The 15,873-nt window shown below is 71.1% G+C and carries 14 protein-coding genes; 4 read left to right on the top strand and 10 right to left on the bottom strand.

Features of this window, described 5'->3' with window-relative positions:
• The first annotated feature begins 39 nt into the window (after nucleotides 1–39).
• On the top strand, nucleotides 40–498 hold the full coding sequence (locus RC2_RS03905) for a hypothetical protein (RefSeq protein ID WP_082895390.1): 459 nt from the start codon (nucleotides 40–42) through the stop codon (nucleotides 496–498).
• On the opposite strand, the gene RC2_RS03910 is transcribed toward RC2_RS03905, so the two are convergent.
• Genes RC2_RS03910 through RC2_RS03950 form a run of 9 tightly spaced genes read right to left on the bottom strand, consistent with a single transcriptional unit; the run spans nucleotide 499 to nucleotide 10,840 of the window.
• Entirely contained in the window at nucleotides 499–1,734 is a 1,236-nt protein-coding gene (locus tag RC2_RS03910; RefSeq protein WP_082895392.1) for an MCE family protein, read from the bottom strand. It lies immediately after the preceding gene.
• Nucleotides 1,731–2,873: an MCE family protein gene (locus tag RC2_RS03915; protein ID WP_174552283.1), complete on the bottom strand. Its 1,143-nt coding sequence runs from the start codon at nucleotides 2,871–2,873 to the stop codon at nucleotides 1,731–1,733. Before RC2_RS03915 ends, RC2_RS03910 begins: the two co-directional genes overlap by 4 nt.
• Nucleotides 2,870–4,024: an MCE family protein gene (locus RC2_RS03920; protein WP_068146206.1), complete on the bottom strand. Its 1,155-nt coding sequence runs from the start codon at nucleotides 4,022–4,024 to the stop codon at nucleotides 2,870–2,872. Before RC2_RS03920 ends, RC2_RS03915 begins: the two co-directional genes overlap by 4 nt.
• Entirely contained in the window at nucleotides 4,021–5,067 is a 1,047-nt protein-coding gene (locus RC2_RS03925; RefSeq protein WP_068146237.1) for an MCE family protein, read from the bottom strand. Before RC2_RS03925 ends, RC2_RS03920 begins: the two co-directional genes overlap by 4 nt.
• Complete coding sequence (locus tag RC2_RS03930) at nucleotides 5,064–6,092, bottom strand: MCE family protein (protein WP_245810943.1); 1,029 nt, start codon at nucleotides 6,090–6,092, stop codon at nucleotides 5,064–5,066. Before RC2_RS03930 ends, RC2_RS03925 begins: the two co-directional genes overlap by 4 nt.
• Nucleotides 6,089–7,264: an MCE family protein gene (locus RC2_RS03935; RefSeq protein WP_169818361.1), complete on the bottom strand. Its 1,176-nt coding sequence runs from the start codon at nucleotides 7,262–7,264 to the stop codon at nucleotides 6,089–6,091. Before RC2_RS03935 ends, RC2_RS03930 begins: the two co-directional genes overlap by 4 nt.
• 49 nt (nucleotides 7,265–7,313) lie before the next feature.
• Nucleotides 7,314–8,165 carry an ABC transporter permease gene (locus RC2_RS03940; protein ID WP_068146210.1) on the bottom strand — a complete coding sequence of 284 codons (852 nt, stop codon included), beginning with the start codon at nucleotides 8,163–8,165 and terminating at the stop codon, nucleotides 7,314–7,316.
• Nucleotides 8,166–8,192: 27 nt separating this feature from the next.
• Nucleotides 8,193–8,957, bottom strand: a complete 765-nt coding sequence (locus tag RC2_RS03945; RefSeq protein ID WP_068146242.1) for an MlaE family ABC transporter permease — start codon at nucleotides 8,955–8,957, stop codon at nucleotides 8,193–8,195.
• Nucleotides 8,958–8,962: 5 nt separating this feature from the next.
• On the bottom strand, nucleotides 8,963–10,840 hold the full coding sequence (locus tag RC2_RS03950; RefSeq protein ID WP_068146213.1) for a multicopper oxidase family protein: 1,878 nt from the start codon (nucleotides 10,838–10,840) through the stop codon (nucleotides 8,963–8,965).
• 93 nt (nucleotides 10,841–10,933) lie between these two features.
• On the opposite strand from RC2_RS03950, the gene RC2_RS19170 reads away from it, so the two are divergent.
• The 3 genes from RC2_RS19170 (at nucleotide 10,934) to RC2_RS03965 (ending at nucleotide 14,161) form a co-directional block, all read left to right on the top strand.
• The gene (locus RC2_RS19170) at nucleotides 10,934–11,812 is read left to right on the top strand and encodes a lipase family protein (RefSeq protein ID WP_068146216.1); all 879 of its coding nucleotides are present in this window, start codon (nucleotides 10,934–10,936) and stop codon (nucleotides 11,810–11,812) included.
• 59 nt (nucleotides 11,813–11,871) lie between these two features.
• Nucleotides 11,872–12,501: a TetR/AcrR family transcriptional regulator gene (locus RC2_RS19015; RefSeq protein ID WP_072681151.1), complete on the top strand. Its 630-nt coding sequence runs from the start codon at nucleotides 11,872–11,874 to the stop codon at nucleotides 12,499–12,501.
• A gap of 316 nt (nucleotides 12,502–12,817) precedes the next feature.
• Nucleotides 12,818–14,161, top strand: coding sequence for an MFS transporter (locus tag RC2_RS03965; protein ID WP_068146219.1), 1,344 nt, complete (start codon nucleotides 12,818–12,820; stop codon nucleotides 14,159–14,161).
• Nucleotides 14,162–14,257: 96 nt separating this feature from the next.
• Here RC2_RS03965 and RC2_RS03970 read toward each other — a convergent pair whose 3' ends face one another.
• Nucleotides 14,258–15,862: an HNH endonuclease signature motif containing protein gene (locus tag RC2_RS03970; RefSeq protein WP_072681081.1), complete on the bottom strand. Its 1,605-nt coding sequence runs from the start codon at nucleotides 15,860–15,862 to the stop codon at nucleotides 14,258–14,260.
• Nucleotides 15,863–15,873: the final 11 nt, after the last annotated feature.

Here is a 15,873-nt window from a genome sequence, read left to right on the forward strand (position 1 = left end):
CGCCCACCGCGGCGCGCATGCGGACGATCGAGGTGGGCCGTGGTGCTGTCGGCCGTCGTCGGCGCCGCCGCCGTCGCGGTGCCCGTCGCGGTGTCGACCCTGGTGCCCACCGACCCGCCCGAGGATCCGACGGCCGGCGTGCTCGACGCCGCCGCGGCCGGCGTCACCGCCGTTCTCGGCTACCGGTCGGACACCGTCGACGCGGACGTCGCGCGTGCGCAGACGCACCTCACCGGCGACTTCCTCACCTACTATCGCGATGTCGCCGACTCGACGGTGGTGCCGGGGGCTCGAGCGCGGGGACTGACCTCGACGGCGACCGTGAGCGCTCGATCGCTGGTCTCGGCGACCGAATCCGAGGCCGTGACACTGCTGTTCGTCGACCAGACGGTCACGGGCCGCGACCTTCCGGAGCCGCAGACGTCGTCGACGAGCCTGCGCGTTCGACTCGGCCGGGTCGACGGGCAGTGGTTGATCTCGGCCCTCGACCCGATCTGATCACCGACCCGGCGGTACCAGCATCTCGCTCACGCCGGCGGGCGGCGATGCGGACGGGTCGGGGTCGCCCTGACCGGCTCGGCACAGTGCGACGGTGGCGGCGCGCCGACCGGGGAACTCCATGCAGGGCAGGTTGCGTGCCCCACGGATCGAGGTCGGACCGGTCGCCGGCGCACGGCACCAGAGATCGGTCGGCGTCTCCGGCGTGTCCAGGGCGGTGGGTGGCCGCCGCTGATCCGCGGGGAGAAAACCCTCGGTGCACGGCGGTGGATCGTTCAGCTGGGCCGCGAAGAACGTGTTCTGCCCGGGGTCGCCGGCGTCCGCGTTCGGCTTGCCCGTTCCCTGCGTCGCCGCGATCAACGGCGGGTAGAGCACCAGGATCTGTTCGAGGGAGGCGTTGTAGGTGACGGCCACCTGCCCGACTCCCGTGAGGTCCGCGAGCAGGATCGGCAGGGTCGGCTCGAGTGATCGGAAGAGCTCGTCCGACGCGGCGGACAGGCCGGGAGCCGCGTCCACCAGAGACCGCACCGCGGTGTCGCGGTCGGCGACCTGCCCGGTGACCGACGCGAGCGACGCGGCCCATTCCCGGATCGCCGGCGACGACGCGGCGGCGGCGGACAACACCGGCGCGATGTCGGTGATCAACGACGACGTCGCCTCGACGTTGTCGCGGGCGGCCTCGGCCAGCGCGGCGGCCGAGTCGAGCACCTCCCCGGTGGGATCGCCGGACGTGCCGAGTGCGGCCGCCGTCTCGTCCAGCAACGACGAGAGCGTGGCGGGGTCGACGCTGCGGAGCGCGGCGTCGAGCGCATCGATGGTGGGTGCGACGGGTGCGGGCACGGAGGTTCGGGCGCGATCGACGACGTCACCGTCGGCCAGGAACGGGCCCTCATCGGTGTCCGGAACCAGGTCGACGTACTGCTCGCCGACGGCGGACATGCTGTGCACCTCCACCCGGGTGGTTGCGGGAACCGGAGTGTCGGAGTCGAGCGACAGCACCGCCTCGGCGCCGGCCGGAATGGGCCGCACGGACACCACGCGTCCCACCGGGGCGCCGCGGTAGGTGACGTTCGACGACGACGACAGACCGGCCCCCGCGGACAGATGCACCGTGACCTGATAGCGGCCCACGCCGAACGTCTCCGGAAGGCGGGCGTGCAGCACGGCCGTCAGCGACAGGGCCAGCACGGCCACGACGGCGAAGGCCCCGAGTCGACGCCGGACCTCCGGCGTCACGGTGTCCCGCCCGGGGTGGGAGGAGCCGGGGGCGCCGGCGGGATGAGCAGATCCTGCGCCGTCGGCACGGACGGCGCGGGCCACGGTGCGGCGCGGCCCACCGCGCCCTCGGGGCCGGCGAGCATGCCCTGCAGCGGCGTGCCGAGCAGCAGCGCGTTGTCCAGGGTGTCCAGCCGCAGGTCCAGGGTCACCTCGCCGTTGGCGTAGTCGCCCCGAACGGCGTTGCGGTACACGTCGATCGGGAACGGATACGTCAGCAGGTAGCGGAAGCTCTCGGTGAGCGAGTCGCCGGCGTCGGCGAGGGAGGCCAGGACGGGACGCAGATCGGTCAGCACCGCGGTCAGGTCCGCGGTGGTGTCGTCGGTGACGGCACTCGCCGTGGTTCCCAGACGACCGAGCGCCACCGAGAACGCGACCAGGTTCTCCCGCTGGTCGGCGAGGGCCTCGGTGGCGGGAGCGAAGGCCGTCAGTGCCTCGTCGACCACGGCGTTCTCCGTCGCGACGACCGCCGCGAACCGATCGAGGTCCGCTATTGCCGACTCGATCTGCGTGCGATGCCGATCGAGGCCGGCCAGGACGGTGTCCAGATCGTCGAGCAGGGACCGCACCGCGTCCGTGCGGCCGCCCAGAGCCGCATCCACCTCGCCGACGATGTCACCGACGCGGGCCAGGCCACCGCCCTGGAGAACCAGGGACAGAGCCGACAGAGTCTCCTCGGTCGTGGGGTAGGCGCCGGCCCGGTCGAGACCGATCACGGCGCCGTCCGCCAACCGGCCGCGGGCGGGTTCGGCCGTCGGTGGTGACAGGGCGACGTGCGCCGAGCCCAACAGGCTCGTCTGGCCGATAGACGCCACGGCGTTCTCCGGCAACACCACGCCGGCGTCCAGGCGCAGCGTCACCTCCGCGTGGCCGTCGACGAGACGGATGCGGTCCACGTGACCGACGGTCACGTCGTCGACGTGGACCGGCGAGTTCTCCCGCACGGTCGACACGTTCGGCATCTCGACGGTGACGGCCCACGAGCCGGGACCGGTTCCGACGGTCCCCGGCAACGGCAGCGACTCGAGTCCCCGCCACCCGCAGCCGGCCAGGAGCAGCGGAAGGAGTCCGACCGCCAGGGCTCGGCGGCCGGCGCTCACCGGGCACCGCTCTCGACGAGCCGGCCCGGGAGGGCGCCGACGCCGTGGATCGGGTTCGACTGCACGGGCAGGTATTCGAACGCCAAGGTGCGCAGCAGTGGCCCCAGGTAGCGCAGACACAGTTCCGAACCCTCCTGCGCACCGACCTGCTCCGCGGCCGCGATCGCGGAGCAGACGAAATCGGCGGGCGTGGCGAAGTTGTTGGGGGCGAGCGACGAGACGATCGCGTTGTGCGCGGGCTGATAGATGTTGTTCAGATTGGACAGCGCCGTCGGGGCGACGTGCAGGATCTGGGCGATGCCGTCGCGCTGCGCGGCCAATTCGGCCACGACGGACTGCAATTCGGTCGTGGTCCCCGTCAGGTCCGCGGTGGTGGACCGGGCGAACCGGGTCACGTCGGCCACCGCTCCGTCGAGAGCGACCAGCGCCGCGCCGACCTCGTCGCCGTCGTCGGTCAGGGCGGTCGACACCGAGGCGAGGGTGTCGTTGACCTGGACGATCTGCCGATCGCTCGCGGCGAGCGCCGAGGCGAACACCTGCAGGTTGCGCACCACGGCGTAGAGGTCGGTCCGCCCGTCGGAGAGGGTGCGCAGAGCGTCGGACAACGATCGCACCGTCGCGGCGACGGTCTCGCCTCGTCCGTCGAGCGTGGCTTCCGCGGCGTCGACCAGGCTGCCGAGGGGTCGGGGGTCGGTGCCGCCCTCCGGGGCCAGGGCGCGGGAGACACGGTCGAGCTGCTCGGTGATCCGGTCCCACTCCACTGGGATCGCCGTGCGCTCCAGCGGGATACGGTCACCGGTCGCCAACGCGTCGCCCTCGGTCCACGCGGGGGTCAGCTGGACGAAGCGCGCGGTCACCAGGCTCGGTGAGACCAGGACGGCGTCGGCGTCCGCGGGAATCCGGTAGTCGTCGTCGACGGAGAGATCGACCTCCACGCGATCGCCCCGTGGCCTGATCTCGTCCACCGACCCGATGGTGACCCCCATCAGCTTCACGTCGTCACCGGGATAGAGGCCGGTGGTGCGCGCGAACTCCACCGTGATCCGGGTGGTCGTGACGAGGGGGACCATCGTGTAACTGACGACGGCCGCGACGATCAGCAGCACCACGACGGCGAGGGCGCGGGTCGACAGTCGACGTCCGGTGGTCATCGCGGCGCTCCGTTCAGTGCGGACAGGGGATTGACCGACGCCGAATCACCCGGCGCCGCCGGGAGTCCGAGCGTGGCGCGCAGGACCGGGGAGATGATCTGACCCGGAATCAGGTTCTGGATGTACGAATCGAAGAACGGGCCACTCGACACCGCCTCCCCGAGCTGCGTCACGTAGGGGCCGAGTTCGGTGATCGCGGCCGCGATGGCGTCCCGTTGGCCCGACAGCACCGACAGCACCGACTGCAGATCGTCGAGGGCCGGGGCCAACTCGTTCTCGTTCTCCGCGACCAGTGCGCGCAACCGATCGGACAGGCGGGTCACGTTGCCCGCGAGGGTGTCCACGATGCTCCGCCGTTCGTCGAGTGCGGCCAGCACCACGGCGGCGTCCTGCAGGAGCGCGTCGAGCGTGCCGCTGCGCTCGGCCAGCACGGCCGTGACCCGTTCCGCCGACGACAGCAGGTCCCGGAGGGCCTCGTCGCGCGACGCCAGGGTGCGCGACAGCCTGCCCACCCCGTCCAGCACCCGACCGACACTGTCCGGCGTCCGCTGCAGAACGTCGGTGGTGGCGGCCATCGCATCGGTGAGTCGATCGACGTCGATGCCGGCCGCGTCGTCGGTGAGGTCGCCGAGTGCGTCCGTGAGAACGTACGGCGACGTCGTGCGATCGAGCGCCACCGGCGCGGAGGTCGAGAGCCGGCCGTCACCGCGCGACTCGACGCGCAGGCTCTTGGTGCCCAGCACGGTCTCGGTCGCGATGGACAGCCGCGAGTCCGCGCCCGCGGCGACGTCGGTCATCGTGAACCTGACCAGAACGGCGTCACCGTCGACCTCGATGCCGGTGACGGTGCCGACCGTCACCCCGGCCATCTCCACGGAGGCCCCGGTCTCGAGTCCGCCGGCGTCGAGGAAGCGACCGCTGTACGTCGCGCCCGCCGAGAGGTAGGGCAGCGCGGGCACGTTGACGGCGGCGAGGGTGGCGGCGGCCACGAGAGTCGACCCGATCAGGCCGAGCCGGGTCGCATCGCGCGAACGGGAAGTCATGCGGGCGCACACCGTCCCGTGGTCTGCCCGATCAGCGGCGTGGTGAGGCCACGTCCGTCCGGGGTGTCGATCTTCAACCGAATGCCGCACAGGTAGTAATTGAAGAAGTTGCCGTAGGCACCCAATCGCGACAGCGCCGCGTACGTGTCGGGCAGTCGGGACACGACCGATCCGATGGTGTCCTCACCCGCCCGTAATTGTGCTGCGGTGCGGGTCAACTCGTCGACGGCGCCGTCGAGGGGTGGCCCGATGCCCTCGAGTGCACCGGTCAGCGACCCGGCGGACTCGCCGACGGCGGCCACGGCGTTCGCCCACGGGTCGGCGTCGGCGGCGAGGCCGGCCAGGAGCGCCCGGGTGTTCTCCACCGTGTCCGTCAGTTCGGTCTGCCGAGCGGACAGCGTGCCCAGGGTGGTCCGCAGGTTGTCCACGACCCGCCCGATCGCCTCGTCGCGGTCGGCCAACGTCGTGGTGAGCGAGGCGATGCGGTCCAGGACCGCGGCGATGGTCCCGCCCTGTCCCTGCAGAACGGAGATCAGTTGCGCCGTCAGGCGATTCACCTCTGCGGGATCGAGACCGGCGAAGAGCGGGCGGAAGCCGCCGAGGAGCCGGTCGAGATCCAGGGCGGGGGAGGTGCGCTCGACGGGAATGACGCGGTCTCGTGGAGGCGCGGCCGTGCCCGGGCCGTCCTGCAGCTCCAGGAAGCGATCCCCGACGAGGTTCTCGTAACGCACGACGGCCCGCGTGGTGTCGGTGACGCGGTAGTCGTCCTCGAGGTCGAACGACACCCGCGCGTGATCGTCGATCACCGCCACGCCCGACACCGACCCCACCGTGACGCCCGCGACCCGAACGGCGTCCCCGGCCCCCAGCCCGGACGCGCTGGTGAAATTCGCCGTCCAGTCGGTGGTGCGGGCGAAGCGGAACTGCCCGAAGACGGCGACGAGACCGCCCAGCACGGTGGTCGTGACGAGGACGAAAATCAGCAGTCGCACCGTCGTCGCTCGGGTGCTCATCGGGGTGCTCATCGGGTGGACCTCGGTGCGGTCAGTCCTTCGGGGAGAAGGTCGAGGATCGAGTTCGGTTGCAGTACCGGACTGCGGTTACCGGCGCGGAACGGGTTGGATCCGGTGTCGGCCACGACGTACGGCGTGGGGATGGCGCTGTCGGAGACGAGGGGGAGCGCACCGCACCGCGGTCCCCCCGACGCGGCGACCCGCGGCAGATCCGTCTCGTATCGGTACGGGGGCACACCGAACAGGACGGTGCTGTTCAGCAGCATGGTGCGGCCGTTGCCGCCGGACACCTTCTCGGCACCGACGCGGGCGATGTCGGCGCCCTGCAGGAAGCAGGTGAACATCGGCGAATAGCGCTGCAGCAGCGAGCTCGTCGGCCTCGTGGTCGTGAGGGTGGACGACCACCCGTCGGCGTTCGCCGCGATCACGCGGTCCGCCGTGGTCGCGGTCCCGGTGAGCGTCGTCAGTGCCGTCCCGAGCGCGGAACGTCGATCGTCGACGGTGCGTGCTGTCGTCGTCGCCGCGGCGAGGAGTGCGGTCAGGTCGGGGGCCGCGTCGGCGGCCGTGTTCACGACCGAGGCGGCGTCGTCGACGGTCCGTTCGAGAGTCGCGGTCAGCGGAGCGGTCGCGCTCAGGACCGCGGCGGCGTCGTCGAGGGTGGTGCCCAGGGCGTCGCCGCGGCCGGCCAGTGCCGTCGACACGGCGCCGAGTGTGGTGTTGAGCTTGTCCGGTTGCGCCGCAACGAGAACCGACCGCAGCGACTCGAACACCGTGTTCGTCTCGACGGTGACGGAGGACGCCTCGATCACCGAGCCGGAGGAGATCGGGGTCGTCGTCGGGTGCGGGGGGTCGACCAGCGTGACCGTCTTCGCACCGAAGACCGTCGTCGCGGCGATCCTCACGTCGACGTTCGCCGGCACGTCGCGCACCGTCTCGGCGTCGAGCGACACGTGCAGGGTGGCGCCGCCGACGCGGGTACGGACGGCGGTCACCGTGCCGACCTCGACCCCGTGCCAGGTGACCAGAGCGCCCGGATCCATGACCAGTCCGGCACGGTCGGAGTCGACGGTCACGAGAACGGGCGGTGACACCAGGTCTCGAACGGTGCCCCGGTACGCGAGCACCGTGCCGGCGGCCACCCCCACGAGGCCGAGGGCCATGCCGGCGGCGATGCCGCGGTGCACCCACGCTGTTCGGTGCCTCGCCCGCCGCTCCATCTCACGCCGCCCCATGTCACGCCGCCAGGTGGATCGAGCGAGTGGCGCCGTAGAGCGCCAGCGACAGGGACAGCGTGACCAGGACGACCGTGACCAGCGACAGGCGCACGGCGCGGCCGGTGGCGATGCCGACGCCCGCCGGACCACCCGACGCGCGGTAACCGTAGAGGGTGTGGATCGCCATGACGGCGAGACCGATGACGAGCACCTGCAGGAAGGACCACAGCACGTCCGACGGGACGAGGAAGGTCGAGAAGTAGTGGTCGTACACCCCCGAGGACTGGCCCAGGACGACCACCGTGGCGACGCGACTGGCGAGGAAGGAGGTGCTCAGGGAGAGCGCGTACAGCGGAACGACGGCGATCAGTCCGGCGACGATGCGTGTTCCCACCAGGTAGGGCAGGGACCGGATCGCCATCACCTCGAGGGCGTCGATCTCCTCGCTGATGCGCATCGCGCCGAGAGCCGCGGTGGTGCCGGCACCGACGGTCGCGGCCAACCCGACGCCCGCGGTGACCGGCGCGACCACGCGCACGTTGACGTACGCCGCCAGGAAACCGGTGAGAGCGTCGACGCCGATGGAGCCGAGCGAGTCGTATCCCTGGACCGCGACCGTCGCCCCCGCGAACATCGTGAGGAAGCCGAGGACGGCGACGCTCCCGCCCACCGCGGCCAGAACGCCGGTGCCGAAACTGATCTCGGCGAGCACGCGCAGTGTCTCGGTGCGGTACGACCGCACCGCGCGCACGGTCGAGACGAGGGCCCGGAGGACGAAGAGGCCGTCCTCGCCCACGCGGTCGATCCCGTCCGCGACCCGGCGTACGCGTCGTCGGACGCGCACCGTCGTGTCGTACAGGGCTGTCACCATCGGGTGCTCCGTCCCGCGTAGGCCATGTCAGAGCCGACTCACCGAGAGGCCCACCGAGGTGAGGACCAGGTTGACCACGAACAGTGCCGCGAAGGAGAACACGACGGTCTCGTTCACGGCGTCACCGACGCTCTTCGGGCCCCCGCGCACCGTCAGTCCTCGGTGACAGGCCACCAGCGCGGCGAGCAGTCCGAACAGGGCGGCTTTCACCTCGGACAACAGCAGCTCGGGCAGACCGACCAGCAGGGTCACCCCGGCGACGTACGCGCCAGGATCGACGTTCTGCAGGAACACCGAGAACGTGAAACCGCCGGCGAGTCCGATGGCGCACACCACCCCGTTGAGCAGCGCGGCCACCGTGGTGCAGGCGAGGACCCGTGGAACCACGAGCCGATGCACCGGATCGATCCCCAGTACTTCCATGGCGTCGACCTCCTCGCGGATGGTGCGCGAGCCCAGGTCGGCCGTGATCGCGGTGGCCGCGGCACCGGCGACCACGAGAACGGTGACCAGCGGGCCGATCTGGGTCACCGTGCCCAGCCCGGCACCCGCCCCGCTGAGGTCCGACGCTCCGATCTCGATCAGCAGCGAGTTGAGGGTGAACACGACGAGCACGGTGAACGGGACGGACATCGCGATCGTCGGCAGGAGGGACACCCGCGCGATGAACCAGCTCTGGTCGACGAACTCGCGCCACTGGAGCGGCCGGGTGGCCGCGGCGACGGCCGTGTCCACCCCGAGGCCGTAGAACTCACCGACGGCCGTGGTCACCTGTCGCGCCCGGGCGACGATCGCGGTCACGGCACGACTCGATACTTCAGCATCATGTCGTGGTCCTCGTGGTCGAGGATGTGGCAGTGCCAGACGTACCCCTGCAGGGGGCCGGCTGCGCCGTGCCCGGACCCGTGATCGACACCGTTGTGCGCGGGATGTTCGACGCCGTGATGTGTAGGGGCGGACGGCTCCGAGTCGGCTCCGGTGGGTCCGGCGTGATCGGACTCGGGGGAGTCGGGGCGGTCGAACAGGGCGTCCGGGTCGAAACCGAGCTCGTCGGCCGTCGGAAAGCGGACGAGAACCGAGGTCACGGTGCCGCCGTCGGAACGCACGGTGTCCTTCCATCCGGCCTCCCACGGTTCGGGCGGGACCGACGGACCGGCGAGGAACGGGGTCGGGTCCGGCGCCCACCGGATGCCGACCGGCGGCTGCAGGTGGGCCGCTTGGTAGTCGACCGTGCGCAAGGGGGTTCGACCCAGTGTGCGGAAGTGCACGAGGTGGATGTGGATCGGGTGGGGATCGGGGGTGACGTTGACGATGTCCCAGCGCTCGGTCGTACCGGCACGGGGCTTCTCGATGTCGGTGTCGGCGAAGCGAAGATTGTTGAGCGTCATGATCGCCGGCGGATTGCGCAGCGCGTAGGGCTGGCTGACGGTCACGGTGCGCACGACGTCGGGGACCGGGAGCGCCGGGAGCGGGCTGCGTAGCCGACCGCCTCGCAGCGCGGAGGGGACCTGCCCGGTGAAGCCGCGAGCGGAGCCGACGGCGAACCGGCAGAACACCGGCATCAGGACGGCGCCGATGACGGCGGCCTGGAACGGCGGGTGTTCGTCGTTCCGGAGTTCGACGCTCCCCCCGGTGTCCAGCAGGGAGAAATCGACGAGCAGGTCGTACCGCTCGCCGGGGGCGACGCGGAACTGCGTGACCGGAACGGGCGCGTCGAGCAGGCCGCAGTCGTTCCCGATGACCCAGAAGCGCATGCGATTCGAGAAGTGCAGGTTCCACACGCTGTACGAGGCGGCGTTGACCACCCGGAACCGATACAACCCTTTCGCGACGGGGATCTCGGGCCACACGGCGCCGTTGACCAACCCGACGTCGCCGACGGCACCGCCCTCCCACGAGCCCTCGGGAACGATAGGGGTGGACCGGATGCTGAGCGTGCCGTCCTGACGAAAGATCTTTTCCTGCAAGACGAGCGGCATCTCGAATTCGCCGGCGGGGAGCCCGAGCGGATTGTCCGGCCGGCCCGTGTCCCATCGGTCGCGCAGGAGGTACATACCGGCCAGGCCGCTGTAGACGTTGACGCGCGTGATGCCCATCGCGTGGTCGTGGTACCAGAGGTGTGATGCCTCCTGACCGTTCGGAAACCCGTGCACGAGTGAGCGACCCGGACGAGAGACCTGTTCGGGGTGGCCGTCGCTCGCCGGTGGGGTCACCCCGCCGTGCAGGTGCAGCGAGGTAGGGGGTGCGGTTCGGAAGGATTCGGTCACGCCGTGTACCGAGGTGTCCATGTCGACGCCGAGCGGGTGGAAGGCGAGGTCGTTGGTGTAGCGGAGGGTGAGGAGCTCGTCGGCCTGCGCCTCGATGGTCGGCCCGAGGTACCCCGGTCCGACGTCGCCCGCGCGGTACGCGAGGGCGTCGACCTCGGGCAGGTCGGGATGGAAGCGGTGCCGCGAGTTGACCGCGGAGATCGACAGCGACGGTCCGGTCACCACCGGTGGGGGCGACACGGTGCCGCGGAACGGGACCACGTCGGGCGAGTGGAAGAGCAGGGGACTGCCCGGTGGTCCACCCGGTGCGCCGGCCGACCGGGCTCCGACCACGGAGCCGGCGGCCCACGCGGCCGCGCCGACGCCGAGCCCGCGAAGCACCTGTCGGCGCGAGAACCGTTCGGCCACTGTTCGTCCCCCCTTGCAGTCGCACCCTCTTTCCGGACCGTACCGCACTGTATGGTGGCGCCACGGCAAAACGGCGAAGGACGGACGGCGACGATGCGAGCAGGCCGCGAACGTGGTCACCGGTCGACGGCGAGCGGGTGGTACACCGCTCTCGGAGCGATCCTCACGGCGGTGGTCGCCGTGTCCGCGGCGCCCGCCTCGGCGCGCACCGGTCCCGACGACGGTGGGCCGAACGGTGCTGGGCCGCACTGCGCGAGGCCCGTGGTGGCAGTGCACGACCTCGGATCGTCGGCCGCGGAATGGGTCGGCTGGACCGGTCCCTGTGTGATCGCGTTGGAGTACGGGGCCGGTCCGGTGACCCGCGTCCTCGACCCTGCGGTGAGGGTGGGAGGGGTGGCCTCCATCGAGGAGTCGGCGGCCGAGATCGAGGCGAAGATCGCGGCGATACTCGACCGCACCGGGGCCGACGCGGTGGACGTGGTGGCTCGGGGAGTGGGCGCGCTCGTGGTTCATCACGCCCTCACGCATCCGGTGCGCGGCGCGGCGCAGCCCGTGCGCACTCTTGTCTCCCTCGGCCCCCTCTGGGCGGGAACGGAACTGCTCGGTCTCGCGGCGGTGGCCGACGTCAATCGTCGGATCGGGATCTACGACGCCCTCGCTGCGGTGGAACGTCCGCTCGTGGCGCCGTTCTGTGTGTCCTGTGGTCAGGTGGTCGCTCGGTCGTCGTTCCTCCGCGCCGTGTCCCCGAACCCGGCGCCGGGGGTGCGGTACGTCGACATCGTGAGTACGACGGACGGAATCGCGGCGCCCGCGGCGCCCGCGGCGCCCGCGACGGACGCTGCGCCGCACGGTCGACGGGTCGTGGTCCTCCAGGACGTGGACCCGACCTCGACCGTCGACCACGGTGGCCTCACCGGAGACGCGGGCGTCCGACGACTCGCGCTCGACGAGACCCGGAGCGGCGGGCGGTGACCGTGGACGTAGGATCGGCACCTGGTCCGCCGACCGTGCGGCACGACGGGAGCGAGAACGTGGCCGAACGCGCGCGCGACACCTCCGCGCGGAGCCGTTCTCGATCGCCCCGCTCGCGCGGAGGGGCGGCGTCCCCTCGAGCTCCTCGCCTCGGTGTCGACGATTGGCTCGACGCCGCCTTCGCGCTTCTGGTGTCCGACGGTGTCGCCGAAGTGAAGATCACCCGCCTGTGCGAGCAACTCGGCGTCACCAAGGGCAGCTTCTACTGGCATTTCGCCGACATCGACGAGTTGATGACAGCCATCGCCGACCGATGGGTCGAGACCCAGAACGAGGTTCTGCGCGGTCTCATGCAGGTCGAGTCGATGCCCGTGGCGGAACGATTGCAGACCATCTCCGAACTGCTCGTCGAGCACCGCACCCGGACCGTCGAAGCCGCCATACGGGAATGGGCACGGACGAACGCCCGGGTGGCGGACGCCGTGCGGGAACTCGATCAGCGAATCTTCGATCTGGTCCGAAGTGCGTTGCTCGACTGGGGATTCGGTCAGGACGACGCGCGTCTGCGGGCCGGCTTGCTGGTGTACGCCGGCATCGGGTTCGTCCACGCGGGCAACAACCTGCCGACGCCGACCAGGGCCGAGATCCAGGCGCTCTTCCGCCTGGTGGTGGGCGACGAGCCGGCCTGACCACGGCGGCGCCGAGCCAGGAGGTGACGCTCACGTTCGGCGCGCTGCTCGGCGAGATACAGCTCGGGTGGCAGGTAGGTCATGTCGGCACCTCCGTTCGTCGAATGTCGTTGTGTTGCAATCACGTTGTTCGAACGGTGATCGCCCGACGAGAACGATGCTGACAGATCGAGCCTGCTCGGCGCATCCGATTAAAACCGTCGCCGGTGCCGGCGGGGGTGCAGCGGACCCCCTCTTCCGGGGGTAGTGGAGTATGTCGTGGCTCACATACCGTCCTGACCACTTCGCCCGTTCCGTCCCCTCGAGCAGGAGCACCATGACCACAGTGTCACCCGACGACGCCACCGCGCGTTCGGTCACGCCGCCCACCACCCCGCCGACGACCAGCGTCCGCAAGGTGGCCGTGGCCAGCGGCATCGGCACCACGATCGAGTTCTACGACTTCTTCATCTACGGCACCGCGGCAGCCCTGGTGTTCCCGACGGTCTTCTTCCCGGCTCTCGGCGCCACGGCCGGTACCGTGGCGTCCTTCGCCACCTTCGCGGTCGCCTTCATCGCCCGTCCCGCGGGTGCGGTGCTCTTCGGTCACTTCGGCGACCGGATCGGGCGCAAGCGCACGCTCATCTCGACGTTGCTGCTGATGGGTGTCTCGACGTTCGTCATCGGACTGCTGCCCGGCGCGGAGACCATCGGTGTCGCCGCCCCGATCATCCTGGTGCTCCTGCGATTCGGGCAGGGCTTCGCCGTCGGCGGGGAATGGGCCGGCGCCACTCTGCTCACCGCCGAGTACGCCCCGGCGAAGCGTCGCGGCTTCTATGCCATGTTCCCGCAGCTCGGCCCGTCCGCAGCATTCATTCTCTCCAGCGCGACGTTCCTGGTGACCGGCGCCGTGTTCGGTGACACCAACGAGACGTTCCTGAACTACGGCTGGCGAATCCCGTTCCTGTTCAGTGCCGTTCTGGTTCTGATCGGTCTGTACATGCGCCTCGCGATCGAGGAGACCCCCGTGTTCCGTGAGGCCGCGGCCGAGGCGCCCGCCACCGCGGCCCGGCGACTTCCGGTTCTGGACGCCTGGCACGTGCAGAAGCGCGAGGTTCTCCTGGCGGCCGGTGCGCTGGCGTCGCTGTTCTCGCTCTTCTACATGGGCACCGCGTACCTCACGAGCTACGGAACCAAGACCCTGGGCTTCGATCGTCCGTTCGTCCTGATCACCGGCATCGTCGGCGCCGTGGTCTTCGGTATCGCCATCGCGCTGTCGGCGGCGTACTCGGACCGGGTGGGACGACGACGGGTCATTCTCGTCTCCTGCGTCGTCGCGGTCCCATGGACCCTGGCCCTGTTCCCGATCCTCGACACCGGATCCGCCGGACTCTACGTCCTGGCCATGTGCATAACCCTGACGATCTTCGGCATCGCCTACGGCCCTACCGGCGCACTGTTGCCCGAGCTGTTCCAGACCCGATTCCGGTACACCGGAGCGGGATTGGGCTACAACCTGGCCGGCGTGCTCGGCGGCGCGATCCCGCCGTTGCTGGCTGCCCCGCTGACCGCCGCCTACGGCAGCATCTCCGTCGGCGTCATGTTGGCAGTGCTCTCCGTCCTCAGCATCGGGTGCACCCTGAAGCTCACGGAGACGAAGGACGTCAGCATGCGAGCCTGATCGACGACTCGCACCATGCACGACTCCTGCCCCCGAACCGGGGTTTCCGGTTCGGGGGTTCGTCGTGTTCGGTTGTGGTGGTGCGGGTTCCGCCGGTCAGGTACTCCCGGGGTCGGGGTCTGGGTCGCGGAGGAGGTCGCCGGGGTGGAAGTGGTGGTTGACGCGGCCTTCTCTGGTGGGGTCGGCGAGGGCGGGTGGGTGCCAGAGGGTGCGGCCGGCCCAGCGGTGGCCGGGTGGGGCGATGGTGGTGGCCCAGCCGAGGGGTCCGGTGTGGATCTGGCGGTGGTGGCGGTCGCAGGCGTAGGTGAGGTACTCGATGTCGGTGGTGCCGCCGTGGGCCCAGTCGGTGACGTGGTGGACCTGGGTGCGGGTGGCGGGGGCGGTGCAGCCGGGGAAGGTGCAGCCGTGGTCGGTGGCGAACAGCGCGAGGCGTTGGTCGGTGCTGGCGGTGCGGCGGCTGCGTCCGAGGTGCAGGGGCCGATCGTGCAGGTCGGTGATGCACAGCCAGGTGTCGAGGTCGTCGGGGTGGTTGCCGGCGAGGGTGAGCAGGTCCGCGATGGGGAGGGCGGTGCCGCCGGCGGTGAGGGCGAGTCCGGCGCGGGCGGCGAGGTCGGCGACGGTGGTGGTGAGGATGAGGGAGATGGGCAGTCCGCGGTGGGTGGTGCCGAGGTCGCGGCGGGCGAGGGTGCGGGTGATGGCGGTGAAGACGGCGTCGTAGTCGCGTTGGGCGGCGGTGCGGGGATCACGCACCCGCTCCGCCGCCGCCGCCGCCGCAACAGTCTCGGCCTCAGCGCCGATCTCCCCGTCGCCGGTCTTCCCGTCGCCGGACTTCCCGTCGCCGGTCTTCCCGTCGCCGGTCGTCCTGTTGCCGGTCTTCCCGTCGCCGCTGTCACCCACCTCGTTCTCGCTGTCACCGGCTCTGTCGCCGTTGCTGTCGAGGGTGACGCCGGGTGCGCCGAGGGTGTCGCGGACGAGTTCGAGGGTGGCGGCGCCCTCGGCGTCGCAGACGATGACGGCGGTGTACATGCCGTGACGGTCGGGGCCGGAGATGCGGAAGGAGCGGCGTCGGCGGCGGTCGGCGGGGTCGGTGAGGGCGCCGTCGGCGTCGATCCATCCGGCGAGGCGGGTGGCGGCCCGGCGGAGGGTGGCGGGGGTGATCTGCCGGGCGAGGTCGGCCAGCTGCTCTTCGGCGCGCTCGCGGGTCTGCGCGTCGACGGCCGGGGAGAGCTCGCGCAGGAAGGTGTCGATGACGGTGACGTGGGCGAGGGAGATGGCCCCGTCGCGCAGGGCGGCGGCGGTGCCGGGCATGCGGGGTGGGAGGGGGTCGCCGGTGAGGGTGGTCTGCTCGGTGAGCAGCATGGAGCGGCGGAGGCGGGTGCGGGCCTCGGGCAGGTCGATGTGCAGGAGGCCGGAGAGGGCGTCGGCGCAGGTGAGGCCGGTGTCGGTGAACGCCCCGGCCTGGACGGAGCGGTGCAGCCAGGTCTGCCCGAAGCCGGTGAGGGCGCGGGCGGCGTGGTCGGAGTCGATGATCAGGGCGAGGAGGTCCTCGACTCCGGTGGTGCGGGTGTCGAGGGCGGCGAGATCGGCGATCGCCGCGTTCAACGCCGCCCGCGCCGCCGACACCGGCGACGGGTCGGCCTCGGCCGACCCCGGTGCTGGTGCTGTGTGTGCGGGTCCGTTCCCGCCGCCCCCCGACGACATGACCCCAGTAT

Source organism: Rhodococcoides corynebacterioides NBRC 14404, assembly GCF_001894765.1.
GTDB lineage: Bacteria > Actinomycetota > Actinomycetes > Mycobacteriales > Mycobacteriaceae > Rhodococcoides > Rhodococcoides corynebacterioides.

Coding starts and splice junctions, on each gene's coding strand:
- RC2_RS03965 (WP_068146219.1), top strand. CDS start 12,818: ATGACCACAGTGTCACCCGACGACGCCACCGCGCGTTCGGTCACGCCG.
- RC2_RS03920 (WP_068146206.1), bottom strand. CDS start 4,024: ATGACCACCGGACGTCGACTGTCGACCCGCGCCCTCGCCGTCGTGGTG.
- RC2_RS03970 (WP_072681081.1), bottom strand. CDS start 15,862: ATGTCGTCGGGGGGCGGCGGGAACGGACCCGCACACACAGCACCAGCA.
- RC2_RS03940 (WP_068146210.1), bottom strand. CDS start 8,165: ATGGTGACAGCCCTGTACGACACGACGGTGCGCGTCCGACGACGCGTA.
- RC2_RS03930 (WP_245810943.1), bottom strand. CDS start 6,092: ATGAGCACCCCGATGAGCACCCGAGCGACGACGGTGCGACTGCTGATT.
- RC2_RS03925 (WP_068146237.1), bottom strand. CDS start 5,067: ATGACTTCCCGTTCGCGCGATGCGACCCGGCTCGGCCTGATCGGGTCG.
- RC2_RS19170 (WP_068146216.1), top strand. CDS start 10,934: ATGCGAGCAGGCCGCGAACGTGGTCACCGGTCGACGGCGAGCGGGTGG.